21 protein-coding genes and 1 riboswitch are annotated in these 18,220 nt (G+C 37.8%); of the genes, 14 read left to right on the top strand and 7 right to left on the bottom strand.

The genetic code is table 11. From position 1 onward, the window contains the following. Window positions 1-192: 192 nt before the first annotated feature. A complete protein-coding gene (locus V7150_RS23745) occupies window positions 193-1,029 on the bottom strand; it encodes a lipoate--protein ligase family protein (protein WP_335523140.1) in 837 nt (278 codons plus the stop codon). A gap of 192 nt (window positions 1,030-1,221) precedes the next feature. Here V7150_RS23745 and V7150_RS23740 point away from each other — a divergent pair, with 192 nt between their 5' ends. Then, the gene (locus V7150_RS23740; RefSeq protein ID WP_335523138.1) at window positions 1,222-1,605 is read left to right on the top strand and encodes a rhodanese-like domain-containing protein; all 384 of its coding nucleotides are present in this window, start codon (window positions 1,222-1,224) and stop codon (window positions 1,603-1,605) included. A gap of 203 nt (window positions 1,606-1,808) precedes the next feature. Here the strand turns inward: V7150_RS23740 and gcvPB are convergent, their stop codons facing one another. From gcvPB to gcvT, 3 genes are read right to left on the bottom strand one after another with little or no spacing between them, the layout of a single operon-like run. Further along, entirely contained in the window at window positions 1,809-3,269 is a 1,461-nt protein-coding gene (gene gcvPB, locus V7150_RS23735) for an aminomethyl-transferring glycine dehydrogenase subunit GcvPB (protein ID WP_335523135.1), read from the bottom strand. Further along, a complete protein-coding gene (gene gcvPA / locus V7150_RS23730) occupies window positions 3,262-4,608 on the bottom strand; it encodes an aminomethyl-transferring glycine dehydrogenase subunit GcvPA (RefSeq protein ID WP_335523132.1) in 1,347 nt (448 codons plus the stop codon). Before gcvPA ends, gcvPB begins: the two co-directional genes overlap by 8 nt. A gap of 21 nt (window positions 4,609-4,629) precedes the next feature. Then, window positions 4,630-5,733: a glycine cleavage system aminomethyltransferase GcvT gene (gene gcvT / locus V7150_RS23725; protein WP_335523143.1), complete on the bottom strand. Its 1,104-nt coding sequence runs from the start codon at window positions 5,731-5,733 to the stop codon at window positions 4,630-4,632. Between the two features lie 364 nt (window positions 5,734-6,097). Then, window positions 6,098-6,185, bottom strand: a riboswitch (glycine riboswitch). Between the two features lie 212 nt (window positions 6,186-6,397). Here gcvT and V7150_RS23720 point away from each other — a divergent pair. The 12 genes from V7150_RS23720 to V7150_RS23665 all read left to right on the top strand — a co-directional run bounded on the left by V7150_RS23720 (window position 6,398) and on the right by V7150_RS23665 (window position 14,516). Next, window positions 6,398-8,086 carry a DEAD/DEAH box helicase gene (locus V7150_RS23720; RefSeq protein WP_335523128.1) on the top strand — a complete coding sequence of 563 codons (1,689 nt, stop codon included), beginning with the start codon at window positions 6,398-6,400 and terminating at the stop codon, window positions 8,084-8,086. Continuing rightward, on the top strand, window positions 8,064-8,855 hold the full coding sequence (locus V7150_RS23715) for a YqhG family protein (protein ID WP_335523125.1): 792 nt from the start codon (window positions 8,064-8,066) through the stop codon (window positions 8,853-8,855). Before V7150_RS23720 ends, V7150_RS23715 begins: the two co-directional genes overlap by 23 nt. Window positions 8,856-8,983: 128 nt before the next feature. Then, window positions 8,984-10,090, top strand: coding sequence for a competence type IV pilus ATPase ComGA (gene comGA / locus V7150_RS23710; protein WP_335523121.1), 1,107 nt, complete (start codon window positions 8,984-8,986; stop codon window positions 10,088-10,090). Then, window positions 10,077-11,108 (top strand): competence type IV pilus assembly protein ComGB, encoded by a 1,032-nt coding sequence (comGB, locus tag V7150_RS23705; RefSeq protein WP_335523118.1) that lies wholly within the window; start codon window positions 10,077-10,079, stop codon window positions 11,106-11,108. Before comGA ends, comGB begins: the two co-directional genes overlap by 14 nt. Before the next feature lie 20 nt (window positions 11,109-11,128). Continuing rightward, window positions 11,129-11,455 carry a competence type IV pilus major pilin ComGC gene (gene comGC / locus V7150_RS23700; protein WP_335523116.1) on the top strand — a complete coding sequence of 109 codons (327 nt, stop codon included), beginning with the start codon at window positions 11,129-11,131 and terminating at the stop codon, window positions 11,453-11,455. Then, on the top strand, window positions 11,452-11,892 hold the full coding sequence (comGD, locus tag V7150_RS23695) for a competence type IV pilus minor pilin ComGD (protein ID WP_335523113.1): 441 nt from the start codon (window positions 11,452-11,454) through the stop codon (window positions 11,890-11,892). The genes comGC and comGD overlap by 4 nt, the downstream gene beginning before the upstream one ends. After that, window positions 11,876-12,214: a hypothetical protein gene (locus V7150_RS23690; RefSeq protein WP_335523111.1), complete on the top strand. Its 339-nt coding sequence runs from the start codon at window positions 11,876-11,878 to the stop codon at window positions 12,212-12,214. Before comGD ends, V7150_RS23690 begins: the two co-directional genes overlap by 17 nt. Further along, entirely contained in the window at window positions 12,201-12,638 is a 438-nt protein-coding gene (gene comGF, locus V7150_RS23685; protein ID WP_335523109.1) for a competence type IV pilus minor pilin ComGF, read from the top strand. The genes V7150_RS23690 and comGF overlap by 14 nt, the downstream gene beginning before the upstream one ends. Beyond that, window positions 12,635-13,018 (top strand): competence type IV pilus minor pilin ComGG, encoded by a 384-nt coding sequence (gene comGG, locus V7150_RS23680; RefSeq protein WP_335523107.1) that lies wholly within the window; start codon window positions 12,635-12,637, stop codon window positions 13,016-13,018. The genes comGF and comGG overlap by 4 nt, the downstream gene beginning before the upstream one ends. A gap of 57 nt (window positions 13,019-13,075) precedes the next feature. Next, the gene (locus V7150_RS23675) at window positions 13,076-13,261 is read left to right on the top strand and encodes a YqzE family protein (protein WP_335523105.1); all 186 of its coding nucleotides are present in this window, start codon (window positions 13,076-13,078) and stop codon (window positions 13,259-13,261) included. Between the two features lie 229 nt (window positions 13,262-13,490). Further along, complete coding sequence (locus tag V7150_RS23670; RefSeq protein WP_335523102.1) at window positions 13,491-14,189, top strand: helix-turn-helix transcriptional regulator; 699 nt, start codon at window positions 13,491-13,493, stop codon at window positions 14,187-14,189. A gap of 84 nt (window positions 14,190-14,273) precedes the next feature. After that, window positions 14,274-14,516, top strand: a complete 243-nt coding sequence (locus V7150_RS23665; RefSeq protein ID WP_066312245.1) for a DUF2626 domain-containing protein — start codon at window positions 14,274-14,276, stop codon at window positions 14,514-14,516. Between the two features lie 39 nt (window positions 14,517-14,555). Here the strand turns inward: V7150_RS23665 and V7150_RS23660 are convergent, their stop codons facing one another. Both V7150_RS23660 and V7150_RS23655 read right to left on the bottom strand, forming a co-directional pair. Further along, entirely contained in the window at window positions 14,556-15,644 is a 1,089-nt protein-coding gene (locus tag V7150_RS23660; RefSeq protein ID WP_335523098.1) for a class I SAM-dependent methyltransferase, read from the bottom strand. Window positions 15,645-15,796: 152 nt separating this feature from the next. Further along, the gene (locus V7150_RS23655) at window positions 15,797-16,432 is read right to left on the bottom strand and encodes an MBL fold metallo-hydrolase (RefSeq protein WP_335523096.1); all 636 of its coding nucleotides are present in this window, start codon (window positions 16,430-16,432) and stop codon (window positions 15,797-15,799) included. 214 nt (window positions 16,433-16,646) lie between these two features. Between V7150_RS23655 and V7150_RS23650 the strand changes: the two genes are divergently transcribed. Next, entirely contained in the window at window positions 16,647-16,823 is a 177-nt protein-coding gene (locus V7150_RS23650) for a DUF2759 domain-containing protein (protein ID WP_283919464.1), read from the top strand. Between the two features lie 29 nt (window positions 16,824-16,852). Here V7150_RS23650 and V7150_RS23645 read toward each other — a convergent pair whose 3' ends face one another. Then, window positions 16,853-17,995, bottom strand: a complete 1,143-nt coding sequence (locus V7150_RS23645; RefSeq protein WP_335523092.1) for a hypothetical protein — start codon at window positions 17,993-17,995, stop codon at window positions 16,853-16,855. Between the last annotated feature and the right edge of the window lie 225 nt (window positions 17,996-18,220).

The following is an 18,220-nucleotide window of genomic DNA, read 5'->3' as shown; positions in this document are numbered from 1 at the left end:
CTACTACATATTGTATGTTGAGCAAAAAACAATTATTTTGTCAAACTTAAAAAAAACTAGATTTGGGAGAAAATAAAAGCTATTACCTGATTTTCGCCATAAAACAGGAAAATTTAACAAATTTCGCGGCTTGCCTCTTTTTTTTAAAAGTAATAAATGCAAAAAGAAAAAAGCGGTCATCACCGCTTCCATCTACCTTTTAAAATTCCATTCATCGCTTTCATATCGCTCTTTAGCTATTTTTTGAACGTAGGCGATTTCTTCTTCCGTTAGTTGATATGGTTCAAGATCAATATTCAGTCCTTCAGCAAATCCCTTATTAAAAGCCTCTTTTGCCTCCTCAAGGGTAATCCTTCTTGGGCTAATTGAGTTGATGGCAACCGCCTTATCCTTAAATGCCTTCTTCATCCGTTCCTTTACCCGTTCATTTGAATATTTGAACAAACTAAACAGCTTTTCCTCATCCAAATCCAATAGAATCGACCCGTGCTGTAGAATAACACCTTTCTGTCTTGTTTGCGCACTTCCTGCTACCTTTCTGCCTTCCACAACAAGCTCATACCAGCTCGGGGCATCAAAGCAGACAGCAGAGCGGGGATTTTTCAACGCGTCTCGTTCTTCTGCTGTTTTTGGCACTGCAAAATAGGCTTCAAGACCTAAATGGTGAAAACCTTTTAAAATCCCTTCTGAAATGACACGATAGGCCTCAGTAACGGATTTTGGCATTTCCGGGTGGTCTTCTGAAACAATGACACTGTATGTAAGCTCATGTTCGTGAAGAACACCTCGTCCCCCTGTAGGTCTCCTGACAAACCCTAGCTCGTGTGCCTTCACTGCCTCCATGTCAATTTCTTTTTCAACCTTTTGAAAATAACCGACAGACAAGGTCGGCGGATTCCAGCCATAGAAGCGAATTACCGGAGGTATTTTCCCCTCGCTATGCCAATCTAGTAATGCTTCATCTAACGCCATATTAAAGGACGGTGAACAATTTCCAGAGTCTATAAACCGCCAAACTTCTTTTTTCATTCAAAAACCTCATTTTTATATTATTATTTCGAGTTTAAGTCTACCAAAATCTTATATGATTTCAAAATGAGATGTTTCTGCTATAATTTATTATGCAAAAGGAAAAGAAATTTTCTCATTCATCTTTATCTTTACCCGAATGACTTATATAATAAAAACTAGTGCAGGAAAGCTTGAAAGGAGCAAAAAAAGTTGAGTTCACTTTATGTTTTTTTAATCATTATCGCAGCAGTTATCATCTACTTAGTTTTCACCTATTTCTATCAAAAGAGGATTGTGAAAACGGTAAAAGAAGAAGAATTCCGTGCCGGATACAGAAAGGCACAACTAATAGATGTTCGTGAACCGAATGAGTTCGATGGCGGTCATATTTTAGGAGCACGTAATATACCCATGTCACAAATAAAAATGCGAATGAAGGAAATCCGCCCTGACATGCCGGTTTACCTGTATTGCCAAAGCGGTATGCGCAGTGCGCGTGCGGCGCAATTTTTACACAAAAAAGGCTATGAAGACCTTACCCAGCTCGAAGGCGGGTTCAAAAAATGGACAGGTAAAGTAAAAGCAAAGAATTAATGAATAGATTTAAGGTTCCGGGACATTCTGGAGCCTTTTATTGTTTCAAAAAATTCATTTGGCTTATTTTTCACCTCTATTGGCTCATTTTTTTGAACTTCGGCTATTTATCCGTTATTTACCAAAACCACAAAAAATATCAGAAAGTCTGCCATAAATATAAAAGGTCAGATTCACTCGTTGAATCTGACCTTTTCCATGTATTAAGACTTTTGATATTTCAAGATTGGTTTACGTGCCGCAGTTGTTTCGTCCAAACGGCCAACTACTGTTGTATGTGGCGCCTCTTGAACGACCTCAGGGTTTTCTTCTGCCTCTTTGGCAATTTGGATCATGATATCCACAAAGGAATCAAGCGTTTCTTTTGATTCTGTTTCTGTCGGCTCAATCATGATACATTCTTCCACATTTAACGGGAAGTAAATGGTTGGTGGATGGTAGCCAAAATCAAGCAGGCGTTTCGCAATATCCAATGTCCGGACACCTAATTTTTTTTGACGTTTTCCACTAAGTACAAACTCATGCTTACAATGTTTATCAAATGGTAAATCATAATATTCAGCCAATCTTCTCATCATGTAGTTGGCATTTAATACAGCGTACTCTGTTACTGCTTTTAATCCATAAGGACCCATAGAACGAATGTAGGTATAGGCACGTACGTTAATGCCGAAGTTACCATAGAACGGCTTCACACGGCCAATGGATTGTGGACGATCATAATCAAGCACAAACTCATCGCCGCGCTTCGAAATAATTGGTTTTGGCAAGTACGGAATAAGGTCTGCCTTTACACCGACAGGACCAGAACCAGGGCCGCCGCCTCCATGTGGACCAGTAAAGGTTTTATGAAGATTTAAGTGAACAACGTCAAAGCCCATGTCACCAGGTCTAGCTTTTGAAAGGACAGCATTCAGGTTTGCCCCGTCATAATAAACTTTTCCGCCTGCATCGTGAACAATTTCAGTGATTTCAAGGATATGTTCTTCAAATAGTCCAAGCGTATTTGGATTGGTTAACATTAAAGCAGCCGTATCTTCTCCGACAACTCTTCTTAAATCATCAAGATCAACAAGACCACTTTCTGTTGATTTAACAGTAATCGTATCAAAACCAGCAATGGTTGCAGAAGCAGGGTTTGTACCATGAGCAGAATCAGGAACGATTACCTTTGTTCGTTTCAAATCACCATTTGCTTCATGGTAGGCACGAATTAACATTAATCCAGTCCACTCGCCATGTGCACCTGCTGCTGACTGTAATGTCACTTCATCCATTCCGGTTATTTCAATTAAATGCTGCTGCAAATCGTATAAAAGTCCAAGTGCACCTTGAACAGAGCTTTCGTCCTGAAGTGGATGCACATGAGCAAAACCATTATAGCGGGCGACATTCTCATTAATTTTCGGATTGTATTTCATCGTACAGGAGCCCAAAGGATAAAATCCTGAGTCTAAGCCGTGGTTTCTTTTTGAAAGAGCAGTATAGTGGCGCATGATATCAAGCTCTGAAACCTCAGGAAGCTCAGCTTCTTCTTGGCGCAGATACCCCTCTGGAAGAATGCCGCCAAGATCTACTTCTTGTATATCCATTTCCGGAAGGCTGTATCCGATTCTGCCGGGAGTACTAAGTTCAAAAATGAGTGCTTGGTCTTGATTATGCATGCAGATCCCCCAATTCTTTCACTAAAGTATCGATTTCTTCCTTCGTCCTCTGTTCTGTTACAGCAATCAGCATATGGTTAGACAGTTCTGAATAGTCACGTCCTAAATCATAGCCCCCGATGATTCCTTTTTGTAACAATTTTTGATTTATTTCTTTTATCGGTTTGTTTAATTTAACAACGAATTCATTGAAGGAATAGCCATCATTAACAACTTCAAATCCAGCTACTTTAAATGCAGTTTTTGCATAATGTGCCTTCTGTAAATTTGCTGTTGCCATTTCACGGACACCTTTTTTACCTAAAGCCGTCATGGCAACTGATGCAGCGAGTGCGTTAAGTGCTTGGTTTGAACAAATATTTGATGTCGCTTTTTCACGGCGAATATGCTGTTCACGAGCTTGGAGCGTTAATACAAAACCACGGCGCCCCTGATCATCTACTGTCTGGCCAACAAGGCGTCCTGGCACCTTTCGCATTAATTTATTCGATACTGCAAAATATCCGCAGTGCGGGCCGCCAAATGCAGTTGGAATTCCGAACGGCTGTGCATCGCCAATAACAATATCTGCACAAAAATTCCCTGGAGGTGTTAAAACTCCAAGGGATAGCGGATTGCTGCTAACAACAAACATCCCTTTATTAGCATGAATGATTTCTTCAACCTCTTTTAACGGCTCGATTCTGCCAAAGAAATTTGGATATTGGACAATTACTGCTGCGACATCATCATTTACTACTTTCGTTAATGCCTCTAAATCTGTTACTCCATCTTTTACAGGTACTTCTACAACCTCAAGATACTGCCCTTTTGCATACGTTTTAAGGACGTCACGATACTCAGGATGTACTGCACTTGAAACGACGATTGTTTTGCGTTTTGTATGACCGGCACTCAGCATTGCTGCTTCAGCAAGAGCTGTACCGCCATCATACATAGAGGAGTTCGCCACATCCATTCCAGTTAACTCACAAATCATCGTTTGGAATTCAAAAATGGCTTGCAGCTCGCCTTGAGAAATTTCCGGTTGATATGGAGTATAAGCAGTATAAAATTCAGAACGAGAAATAACATGATCAACAATGACAGGCATGTAATGATCATAGACACCTGCCCCTAAAAAAGAGACATTCCTTTTAAGGTCGGCATTGCGGTCTGCTAACATAAAAAGCTCTTTCATTAGTGCGGTCTCAGATTTAGCCGCTTTAATGTTGTACTCACCCTTGAATCTTACTTTTTCAGGGATATCGCTAAACAGTTCATCAATCGAGGAAACACCAATGGTTTCAAGCATAGCCTTCTTATCTTGTTCAGTCATAGGTAAATAGCGATGTTTCATAAACCTAACTCCCTTCGTGTTTTACTTTTCTCTTTTATAAAAAGGTGTTGGAACTATTGCAGCTTTTAAACGCTTTCCGCGAATTTCAACTTCTACCTCAGATTCAAGCCCGGCAAATTGCGTCTTAATTAGGGCCAGACCGATATTTTTCTTTAATGTAGGTGACTGTGTACCAGTTGTTACTTCGCCGATTAGTTCTTCCCCTTTATATACTGGGTAACCGTGACGAGGGATTCCGCGATCAATCATTTCAATCCCAACTAGTTTTCTTGAAAGCCCATTTTCTTTTTGTTGTTTTAATACATCCTTGCCAATAAAATCAGCTTCTTTATTTAATTTCACGGCAAAACCAATGCCTGCTTCGAGCGGTGAAATTTCTGGCGAAAGCTCTTGACCATAAAGTGCCAAATTCGCTTCAAAGCGAAGGGTGTCACGTGCACCTAATCCACATGGAAGAACGCCTTCTTCTTTTCCAACTTGTAAAATGTCTCTCCAGAGTTCGACAACATTTTTTGCATCACAATACACTTCGAACCCATCTTCACCGGTATAACCGGTTCTAGATACAAGCGCCTTTTTGCCGTTTAAGTTTACTTCTTGTTGGAATTTAAAAAAGCCAATTTCACTTAAATTTGTATCGGCAGCAAGTTTCTGCAATACTTTTTCAGCAAGCGGCCCTTGAATAGCGAGCTGAGCCATTCTTTCTGATAGGTTTTCAATACTGACATTACCTTCTAAATGTTCTTCAAGCCATTTATAATCTTTTTCAATGTTAGAAGCGTTCACAACCAAAAGATAATGGTCATCTTCGATTTTATAGACAAGTAAATCATCAACCGTACCACCATTTTCATAGCACATAGCAGTGTACTGAGCACCGCCGTTTTTTACTTTTGAAATGTCATTTGTCATCATTTTTTGCAAGTAGCTTAAGCTGTCGGCCCCTGTGACTTCAACTTCACCCATATGGGATACATCAAACAAACCAGCACGATTGCGGACGGCTTCATGCTCTTCCTTAATGCTTGAAAATTGGACTGGCAGCTCCCAGCCTCCAAAATCGATGGTTTTCCCCCCATTTTCTTTATACACCTCGAAAAGCGGAGTACGTTTTAATTCAGTCATCCTAAAGTCCCCCTTCAATCTTTTACTTGGCCGAAAGGAAAGTATAACTTTCCTTTCAGACATAAGTGCAACTACGTCTCTGTCTGCGCCTAACGGCTTGCCAATCGGCGAGTTTTCTTTATTCATTATTTGTAAAAAGAACTCTTTAAAAGAGATTGAACCCATTAACAAAATCGGAAAAATAATAATCTCTTTTTCAATCGAAAAAGCATTTGGATGAGTAAAAATTCTGAAAAAAGGCATAAAAAAGGACAGAAACCTCCGTTGAAATATAAGAAGGTCTCTGTCCTTGCACCTGAAAGTTTACCTAAAATGGTTTTCCCCTTTGGTGGCTGCCCATATTGATCAGCACTCTCCAGAGCTGCGTCAAACAAGAGTTCTTTTGCCTGAGAGATTCACATTTCTGCTTGCTCCTTCGGCGCTACAAAGGTAGTCTCTCCCCTTGTTGTCATTCGCATTATAATATTTTCCAATTTGGTCATACTAATTATACCTATAAAATAATTTACCTTATTAAAATATTTAAAACTTTAAAAACTAACTTCATCCTACCATTAAAACAATGTATTGAGCAATAACTTTATAAAGAAAATCAGAAGTACTTTGATTTTGAGAATAATTGGCATTATGCAGATAAAGACAGGGTCTAAAAGGAGCTGAAATTATGACGGTTGAAATTGAATTTAATTCCTCTTGGCACGATGATTTTTTACATAGAATTGAGAACGATGGTCCTTGGGGGAACTGGGAGCTTTTTAATCTTGCAATCGGGGTTGAAAAACATTTGGTTATCCCTGAATTTGAAGGCTTGCAAGCCCCAAATCATTTGCCAAATTTAACGCCCCTTCCCCACCAACTCGAAACAGCAAAACAAGTAATTGAAAACATGAATGGAAAAGCCATCCTTGCTGATGAAGTAGGACTTGGGAAGACCATTGAGGCCGGACTAATTTTAAAAGAATACATGATTCGCGGATTAGTGAAAAAGGTCTTGATCCTCGTTCCTGCTTCTTTGGTTACCCAATGGGCGATTGAACTGAATAGCAAATTTTTTATCCCTGCTATTACTCAAAGGAAAAGTTATGTATGGGAGCAATGTGATGTCGTCGTTTCCTCGATTGATACGGCCAAACGAAACCCGCATCGTGATATTATTTATAAACAAGACTATGATCTCATCATTATTGATGAAGCCCATAAATTAAAAAATAACAAAACGAAAAACTACGAATTTGTTCAAAATCTAAAAAAGAAATTTTGTTTATTATTGACGGCTACACCGATTCAAAACCGAATCGAGGAAATCTTTAATCTTGTTTCCCTGCTTAAACCTGGACATCTAGGCAGTGAGACCGCATTCTATGAAAAATACAAACGTAACGCAAGGTCGTTAAATGATGATGAGCATTTAAAGGAGTTAGTGAACAAAGTGATGATCCGCAACCGCCGTGCTGATACAGGGATTGAATGGACGAAACGGCATGTGGAAACGATTCCGATTGAATTTACACCTCCCGAAAAAGAACTTTATGAAGCGATTAACACACTTAAAAACGAGGGTGATTGGCTTCAGACAAGTGCATTCTCTGTTATGACACTACAGCGTGAGGCATGCAGCAGCAGAGAAGCGGTTTTTTATACGTTGAAAAACATGCTCCAGAAAAAGGAAAATCCAACACGTGCTTTCGAGGAACAAATTCAGTTTTTAATTCAAAAGGTGGAAGCTGTTCAGCAAAATTCAAAAGCAGAAAAAGCTCTTGAATTAATTCAAAAAGTTAATGATAAAGTCATTATATTTACCGAATATCGAGCCACACAGATGTACCTGCAATGGTTTTTAAAACAGCATGGGATTTCTTCTGTACCGTTTCGAGGCGGCTTTAAGCGGGGGAAAAAGGATTGGATGCGGGAATTGTTTCAAAAGCACGCACAAGTGCTGATAGCGACAGAAGCTGGCGGTGAAGGGATTAATTTACAGTTCTGTAACCATATTATTAATTTTGACTTACCTTGGAATCCAATGCGGCTAGAGCAGCGCATTGGACGAATCCATCGTCTCGGGCAGGAAAAGGATGTCATGATTTACAATTTTGCCATTAAGAACACGGTTGAAGAACACATTTTAAAGCTTCTGTATGAGAAGATCCATTTATTTGAAAAGGTCATTGGTGAACTCGATGATATTTTAACAAAATTGGAATTTGGCAATATGGAAGACCATTTGATTGATATTTTCGGTCAATCTGCTTCTGAAGGTGAAATGAGAATTAAAATGGAGAATTTATCGTCGATGATTGAATTTGCCGAAAGTATGAAGAAAGGGGATTCGCATGCAGCAGCAGGAAATTCATAATTTTCTTTTAAATTATTTTAAAGCGAATGAATGCCCAATAGTTGAAAATAAGCCAGGCTTTTTAACTGTCCAGTTAACGATTGAATTAGATAAAGAACTGATGAACCGGCCATTTTACTGGCACTATTTGGAAAAGACAGGCGGAATTCCAAATCCAATGCGTCTTACTTTCATCACCAACAAAGAAAAAGCCCCCGATCAAATTAAGGGCGAAATCATTCATTTTGGTTCACCGCGGCTACATCAAATTTTTGAATCAACTAAAAATCTCGCCAGCTACATTCGCCTTTATGAGAATCATCGCCATCAAGAGAATCAAACTCCCTTGATGCCATGGCTGTGCATGAATGTAAAGATTTCTTATCAATGTGACCGAAAGCGCGATGTCTTTAAATCAATCGGCTTACAGCTTATTAATGGACAAATGGTTGAGGATTTTCACGATCGCTTGCAAAAAATCCCGCTGACGCCAAAAATACCTGATTATTCCTTTACAATATCGCCATTAGTAAGGCCTAAGAGCGGCATGTCAAGGATTGAAACATATTTAAAATCAGTAATTTCAGAAGATGACCATTCGTGGGCTGATGATGCGCGGAAGCGATGGGATCAGGACTTGTGGCTGTTAGATCATTTTTATGAAGACGTAGAAGATGAAAATGAAAGCTACGAGACCGAAAAAAAAGCTCTCCAAGAACAATACGAACCAAAAATAAACATCTCCTTCATCAACGGAGGCCTTTTCTATTTAACGGAAAAAGCAATATAAGAAACGGTGGGTGTCAGCCACTATGTGAAAAAGTCACATGGTGCCTGACACCCTAATAAATTTATTGCCGAAAATAATAAAATTAATTTACAAATAAAGAAGGAAAAGAAAGAACCCTGTCGAAATATATGCAAGGACAAATAAAAAAGGTGGTGTTACCTATTGTTAGTGCAATTGAAATTTTAGCTAATCGGATCATCACAGATGCGGCACGGAACCAAGCGACAGATATTCACATTATACCTCGGAAGAAAGACACACTTGTTCAAATCCGTTTAACCAACAAACTCATTCCCCGGTTATCCCTTCCAAAAGATGAATGCGACAGATTAATCTCACATTTTAAATTCACAGCCAATATGGATATCGGTGAAAGAAGACGCCCGCAAAGCGGAGCCATTTTTTGTGAAGTAGATGGACAATTAATGGGTCTTAGACTTTCCACTCTCCCATCAAACAACAGAGAGAGCCTTGTCATCCGGCTATTACCACAGCAAGAACAAATTCCATTTCATCAACTCTCTTTATTTCCGGCAATGACTCGAAAATTACTAGCCCTTCTCAAACATGCTCACGGTTTAATAATCTTCACAGGTCCAACTGGATCGGGCAAAACGACCACTCTCTATTCCCTTTTAAATGAAACGGCCCACCTATTTCATCGCAATGTCATAACACTTGAAGATCCAATCGAAAAAAACTACGACTCTGTTTTGCAGGTACAAGTGAATGAAAAAGCAGGCGTAACCTATGCGGCCGGTTTGAAGGCTATTCTTCGCCACGATCCCGACATCATTATGGTTGGCGAAATTAGAGATGCCGAAACAGCAAAAATTGCCGTCAGAGCGGCCCTTACAGGGCATTTGGTGCTATCAACGATGCATACGAGAGATGCCAAGGGGGCAGTATACCGTCTTCGGGAATTTGGCGTGAATTGGTTAGAGGTCGAACAAACTTTGATCGCTGTTACTGCCCAAAGATTGGTAGAACTTACATGCCCATTTTGCGAAGGAGATTGTTCACCAATTTGTTATTCCTATGGAAGATGGAAAAGAGCGAGTGTGTTTGAATTGTTATCGGGAAGAAATTTAAACTCAGCCATGAAAGCGGCAAAAGGTGAAAAAATCGAAACATATTACAGGACACTTAAAGAAGTGATTAACAAAGGGATTGCCCTTGGATACATTCAAGAGTCGGAATATGAACGGCTGGTGTATGATGATGAAACCTCGTAAATGGTCTGTTAATGAACAAGCAAATTTCTTGAAGCGAACGGGGGAATTACTAGCACGGGGATATCCAATTGCCGAAGCAATTGAATCCATAGCATTACAACTACCAACAAAACGAAAGGAGGAATTATATGGTTGTTTAGTAGATTTTAAAAAAGGCTTACCATTTCATGATGTCTTAAACAATCTAGGTTTTCACAAAGACTTAATTGGCTATGTTTATTTTGCGGAACAGCATGGAAGCTTTGCCGATGCCTTATTAGAAGGAAGTGATCTCGCTCTATTAAAGGATAAAGATTTACGAAAGCTGCTAAAACTACTTCAATATCCGATGTTACTTATGTTTATTACTGGTTTTCTATTCATTTTCATTGAAAACACATTGCTGCCAAGGTTTACAACACTTTTTTCATCACTCGGACTTGAAGCAAATTTTTTTACGAAAGTCATCTATGCTTTTGACCAATTCTTCCCGATTGTTATCGGTGCTGTACTTGTAATCCTCTTCCTGACAGTAATCTATTATTTTCTAGTATTTAAAAAACTCACTATCCTGCAGCAAAGGTCACAGCTAGTTCGTATCCCTATTGCTGGAAGAATCCTCAAAATGCTGTTTACACACTACTTTTCCATTCAACTAAGCTTCCTATTATCTGGTGGGATTTCAGTCTCTGAAGCCCTAATTCTTTTTGAAAAAAATCAAAGACAACCGTTTTACAGCAAAATAGCTGAAGAGATTAAATATAAGCTTGTTACCGGTGAAAAATTGGAAACGATTTTAGCTGCCTTTTCATTTTTTGAAAAGGAATTTCCGATGATTGTCAAACACGGCCAAGAAAATGGAAAATTAGAGCAGGAATTACTATTTTTCAGCAAACATTGTGTCACTAACATGGAGGAAATAATTGAAAAAAGTTTAAAAACCATCCAGCCCATGCTTTACTTGTTTATTGGATTTCTCGTTGTTTCCATGTATTTAGCGATACTATTACCAATGTTCCATCTACTTGATGGAATTTAAAAAAATGGAGGATTAATAAAATGAAGAAAAATGAAAAAGGTTTTACACTGATCGAAATGATGATTGTTATGCTCGTCATCTCAGTGTTATTAATTATCACCATACCAAACGTTACGAAGCATAATTCTAATATTAACAACAAGGGATGCGAGGCATACGTAAAAATGGTTCAGGCTCAAGTTCAAGCATATGAAATGGATAAGAACAAGGTACCCACACTTGCGGAGCTTAAAACAGAGGGATATTTAAAGGATGATGCCAAAGGGTGTCCAAATGGTAATACAATCGAAATAGATTCTAAAGGTAATGTAACAACGGTTGAAAAAGCAGCAACTAACGTACAATGAGCCAAAATCAAAAAGGCTTTACCTTAATTGAGTCCTTAATAGTTCTCTCGGTTTTTATGATTATTTCCTCGATTACAGTTTTCTACCTAAAACCTCAGCATCTTGTAATTGAAGATGAGGCCTTTTTTACTCAACTACAGGCAGATCTGCTTTACGCACAGCAATATGCAATTTCCCACCAACATGAAGTATCAGTAGTATTTGTACAAAATGAATATAGATACTATATATTTTTGCAATACGGGCTTCCTCCGTTTATCGAGAGAAATTACTCAACAAATTTTAATCTTAGGGAAGGTACCATCCCCTTATATTTCAAATTCCTAAGTGATGGAAATGTAAACAAGTTTGGTTCCTTTTTTATCTATACTAAAAAGAAGAGCTACCGACTAACTTTTTTGATTGGAAGGGGACGGTTCTATGTTACGGAGCAATAAGGGATTTTTTTTGCTTGAACTGCTTCTCTCGTTGTCAGCATTGTTAATGCTTAGTTTATATTTATTGCCATTATTAATGGAGCTTAGAAACCAGTCCTGGCAATTGGAAATAGAGAATACGGCTAGAAAGCTTATGTATGAAGAACTACAAGCAAAATTAATTGAAAGTCAAACATTCAATAATTACTCAATCATTCGAAATAAGGTAGAATACCAAATCATTTGGAATGATTCAGTATCAGCTGGTCAAAAGGAGGTGTGTGTCAAAGTTGAAAAGAATGCATTCCTTCCAGAATTTAAAGTTTGCGGTGCCCTCGAATGAAAAAGCTTTTACCCTTATCGAGGTCCTGATCGCATTTTCAATTTTTTCCACCATTGTTTTCTTTATGACACCTATTTTTCAAATTATCCTTAATACGAAAGGGAATGACGCAGTACTACAGTCGATGGAGTGGGAAGTTTTTTGCAGCCAAATAAAAAAAGAGATCAGGCTATCCTCCCGTGCCGAAGTAGTCTCTGGCCGCTTAATCTTAACTAAGGATACTGAAACGATTCATTATGAGAAGTACGGGTCAAACCTAAGGAGACGTGTGAATTCAACCGGTCACGAAATCATCCTTCAAAACGTATCACAATCCACCTTCTCCATGATAAATAATGCTGTTAAGATAACTGTTACAGACACCTGGGGTAAAGAATATGCCGTTACATGCTATTCGTTAGTGAATTGGAATAGAGAAACATGAAAAATAATGAACAAGGATTCACCTACCCGCTAGTTTTGTGCTTACTTATCCTTTTTCTGCTATTTTTCTCTATGCATATAGAACAATTACTAACTGAAAGAAAAATGGCACATGAAACGGCAGCTATCTTCCAACAGGAATATTATTTTCTTTCATCAATAAAGAAAGTTGAATGGTTGTTTCAAACAGAAGGAAATATTCCTGACAAGGGAACGATTGTGTATAGAAATGGAACCATGGACTACCAAACAGAACCAATATCGGGATATGTTCAAAAAGTGAATTTCACGCTCAGCCTAAATTCTGGCGATGCGATCACTGGACGTGGATTTTTTGATACAAGGTCAAAGAAAATGGTCAAATGGGTAGAATTGAAATAATTAGTTTGAAAAAATAAAACATGGATATACTTTTAGTGTATAAAGGCAGGTGTTTCCATGAAAACAAATGATTATGTAAAATACATGACCCAAACCATTGTAAAATATGCTGACCAACCGAAAGATGAACGAAAGCGACGCCGATTAGAGAAAAAGCAAACAAAAGCCGATTTTTGGTATCGATGGTTTGGAATTCTACCCTATATACTTTATTCTGAAATGAAGAGAAGACGTAAAGTCTAAGAAGCGGATACTAAATCTGCTTCTTTTTTTACCAAAATTCCAATAATACTTGCTTGACAAAACACAAACCTTCTAAAAAGTACAACAATAATTTAATATTGTTACAATATATAGACAGTAATTGTGAACATTTTCTAAACATATAGTGTTAACATTGTTAACATCATTCCCTTGTTATTATCCCTGTATTATAATGGAATAAAATTATGGGGGTCAGAGGTGAACAGAGATGGAACAAACATTAAAAATAACAAACGTTTTGTCAGATCCAACACGATACTACATTTATCAATACATTACCAAACGTCATCAAGAAGTAACAGTTCAAGAGGTTGCAGAAAATTTTAATATTCATCCGAATGTAGCCAGACTACATTTATCAAAGTTAGAAGATGTTAACATGTTAGCATCTGAAACAAAGAAAACGGGCAAAGGCGGCCGGCCAAGCCGGTTATATCGTTTATCCGACGATGTTATTCAGCTTCATTTCCCGTATCGCGACTATATGCTTTTATCCAAAGTGGCAATCCAAACTATGATTTCACTTGGGGAAGCTGGTAAAGAAGCACTTTTCTTAACTGGTAAACGATTTGGAACTGAAGTGATAGAGCAGGAAATGGCTAAAAAATCACTCGGTGAGGAATTAGAATTCGACCAAAAGCTAACAATATTAAAAAGTGCCGCAACACTAGCAGGTTTTTACCCGGAATTTGAAGCAAATGGTGATAAAACAAAAATCTACTTCCAAATTTTCAACTGCCCATTTAAAGAAGTCGCTGAAGAACATACGGAAACGGTTTGCAGTATGCACCACGAATTTTTGAAGGGTATGTTCGGAGCACTTTTCGAATCCGTTGAATTAATTGAAAAAGAAAACATGATTTCCGGCTGTGAAACTTGCTCATATCAAGCACTTGTAACAAACTAATTCGAAACCATTATTTACATTATACCTCCTTTTACTTTATAATATTGTAATGATGGTATCGATGGGGTAAAAGGAGGGGTACATATGGATCGCATGTTTAGAGTCTGTGGGTTCTGGACGGGCATTTTTACTGTTATGTTTTATCTAGGTGATATGGATAAAACAGCAATGTTATTCTTAGCCCAAACAGGATTCTTCGTTCTGCTAAGCTATCTTAAACTTTCCGAGCGTATGTATTTATGGGTGTTCGGAGCATATTTAACTATTTTCTTCGCAGGCTTCACATATTGGACTACATTTATGATGCCGCTTGGTGGAGGACACTGAGAAAAAAAGCCGGAGTGTAAGCTCCGGCTTTTTTATATATCAAGTGAACAAGTCACTTTCACATAATTGCAGCCCTTTTTGCTGAACAATTACATGAAAATGAGAACTCATTCCTGAGGGCATAATTAAGCTGCGAATCGCCCGATTCCGCTTACTTACCTCTGAAAAAGGATTGGGATCATAATGGTTTTCTAATTCCTTTAGAATTTCTGCTTTTAATAAAAATTCATCCTGTCTAAGCTTTGTTAACAATTGCAACTCAACTTCCATACCTTTTTGAATGAGGTAATCAAAATGGATATGTGTTGTAATGTCCATTTCTCCTGGATGCTGCAAGACATCATTTATCATCATGTGTTGATAATATCCTCTCAAACTCCCCTCTGCCCTCCGTAGATCCATCCATTCCTCATTCGTATAGCCATAATCAGCTGTTACAACTAAGCCTTTGGTTAAAACAGTTGCAATCTCTTGTATCATCTTCTCCATTGCTAATGGAATTTCAATCCGCTGCTTTTCTTTTAATATAATTTTGCTTTCCTCTAAAAAAGAGAGAATTTCTGAATTAGTTAATGGAATTTGCTGCTCATACAATTTGTCTTCTTGAATCCCTACCATTACTTCAAATAGTTTTCCATTTATTTTTTCAATCACATTGACAGGAAGTGCATCAAAAAGTTCATTTGAAAAAACCATCCCTTCAAAGGGGCCCAATTCGCTAAGACTCTCCACTTGGACAACGGAAAAATCGCCCTGCAGTAATTCACTTTGTAATTTCCGATGATAAGGGCTGCTTTCTACAATAAAATATTGTAAGGGGGCTTTAATCGAATCCTTCCACTCCTGCAAAAAGGCCTTTGCAAAACGGCCATTTCCTGCTCCTATTTCACAAAATACAGGCGGCAGATTTGTTTTTTCACAGGTACGGGAAAACCATTTTGCTACCAGCCTGCCATATACATCAGAAATATTGCTGGTCGTAATGAAATCTCCTTGCCGGCCAATTTTCTGTTTGTCCTTCATATAATAGCCAAATTCAGGATGATAAAGAGCAGCTCCTATATAGTCTGAGTAGGAGATGAACCCATTTGGCGAATTTAAAATTAACTTTTGTAAATATCTAATCATTGTATCTCCTTCTTAGTTAACACTATTGACATAGTGTTAACTTTATTATATTGTTAGAATAGTAGCTTAACAATATCCCCTCCCATTATATGAAAAAAAACATCCCCCAGAAAGACCCTTCTCTTCGTTTGAGAAGGGTCTTTCTATATTTTTCAAAATCCATTCAAGAAAGGATTACTATCCATTTCCTCCCCAATCGTTGTCACAGGACCATGACCTGATAATACATAGGTTTCCTCGGGCAATGATAAAAGCTTGTCGTGGATACTTTTTAATAGCTGCGATTGATTTCCTCCAGGCAGGTCCGTTCGGCCGATACTTCCTTGAAATAAGGCATCACCAGAGATAACAAACCCATCCTTTTCGAAATAGCAGGAAATACTGCCAGGTGAATGTCCAGGTGTATGAAAAACATCAAACTCAAAATCACCGATTTTCATTGCCCCTTCATTATTAATGATGTGATCGGCAGGATTTACGCGAATGGATTCAGCATGCATAAACAACTGTGAGCCATTTAACGCTGGGTCGCCCAGCCATTTTTCTTCTTGTTTGTGAATATAAACAGGTATTTTATATGTATCTCTCACTACATTTACTGCACCAATATGATCAAAATGTGCATGTGTTAAAACAATAGCACTTGGCTTTAATTTTCTTTGGTTCAGCAAGTGAATCAGCTTATTTCCTTCGCCGCCTGGGTCAAAAATTAAACATGACCTGTCAGGATTTTCAACAATATAACAATTTGTTTGCAATGCTCCTAAAGGAATTTGCTGCCATTTCATAAAAAACTTCCTCCAATACAAAAGTCGATAGTATTATTTTACAGTATAACATGAGGACAAGAAAATCAATGCTATTACATTGCTCTATTTTTGCCCTCGACAAATGCATGAAAAGAATATAAAATAGGAAAGGAATGTATATAATATAGTTACATAATTTTTTGAACACATGTTTAAGCATATTGCCTGCTTATACTAAAAAGGGGGATTTATTGTGGGTTTAGTAATTATTTTTGCGATCGTAACCGTGCTTGCTGCAATCGGGGGATTTAGCGCACTAAAGAATAAAAACTTCTTAGGCGCATTTTGGGGAGTAGCTTCATTCTTAGTTTTTGGCTGGTTTACAGTCATGACAATTCTTAAATCCGGATTTCCTACTGGAACACATTAAAAAGACTGTCAATTCGACAGTCTTTTTTATTATTCCTTTACTAGATCATAAATTTTTTTTGCATTGATATCGATAATTTTTTCAAACTGGTTGCCATAAAGAAGCGCTTCACCCGATGGCGAAAAATTGATTGGTTCATTTTCCAATCCTTCGATAATCAGTTTACTGCTCCCCTGCTTAACATCATAGCTTAACAGTTGAAAGCCGTCTGAATAAGAATCCGATTCACCACTAGTAAGCGGACTAAAGGTGATAAATTGTCCCTTCTGCTCATTATAGTCATAAAAAGGCACTAACCAATCTGAAAACTTTGTTAGTTGCGGAATTGAAAATGCGGAAAGCTTTTTCATCTCTTTTTCAAAAAATGAATAAGTCGCCTTCGACTGGTCTTGCTCATTAACAGTGATAGTCATGAGCAAATCTTGAAAAGTTGAAAAATGTATCGCTGAAGGTACCACAGTTTTTTCGGTTCCATTTTCTAATCCTTTCACAGTAAGCGGGGCAAATAACGATGGATTTTGCTTATCCCAATTTAAAAAGGCAATATCCCTTTCATTGATCCACTTAACAAAAGGCTGTGGCAAGAAAATCTCAGTAGTTTTGGCCTTTTTCATTTCAAGTAAAAATAGTTGAAAGCTCCAATCCTGATCAAATTTCGATACAAAAACCTCAGACTCATTATAAGGATTCCATTCAAATACTAATTCATAGGAAGCAAACGATTTCTTTATTTGTTCGGTTCCTTTTGGATCAATGATGGTGACCAGTCCTTCATATGATGAAGGTGAGGAATGAACCAAAAGGTATTTTTTGGAGGGACTGATTTGCACAGTGACAATTGGATTCCCACTCTTATAGATTAATTTACTTTTACCTGATAAAAGATTGTATCGAAAGATACTGGAGGTCTGTTCAAGATTAGTAATATAAAGAACTTCGGTATCTGAAAACCAGCCGACGAGCTTGTAAAATTCACCTTCACCTTCTGGAATAGAAATAGGTAATTTCCATTCCCTTCCTATAGAAGTAATAGATACTTTAGACCTTTCATTTTTAGCAGGAATTTTATGCTTTGTCTGCTCCTTATTCGTACATGCACTTAAAAGGAGGGTCAATAAAAATAAAATGAGTATAATAAAAGAAATCCGATTCGCTCGTTTTAGCCGGTTCAATTTTACAAATCCCCTTCTCCCTTTTCCTTCTCTATTGTTAGTACGTATATATAACAAAAATGTTTCAATATATCAAACATATTAAAATAAATAGGAAAAAAGCCGCACAATACCGGCTTTTTTCCAAAAAACTAACATTAGTTTCTAATCCGAACCCAAGTATGGAAATGATCTGTTTATTAGAAGTACACCAACATAATAAAGGCGGTGTGAGCAGAACATAGC

The organism is Neobacillus drentensis (assembly GCF_036965245.1).
Taxonomy (GTDB): domain Bacteria; phylum Bacillota; class Bacilli; order Bacillales; family Cytobacillaceae; genus Neobacillus; species Neobacillus drentensis_G.
This window is presented reverse-complemented; position numbering and strand designations above follow the sequence as displayed.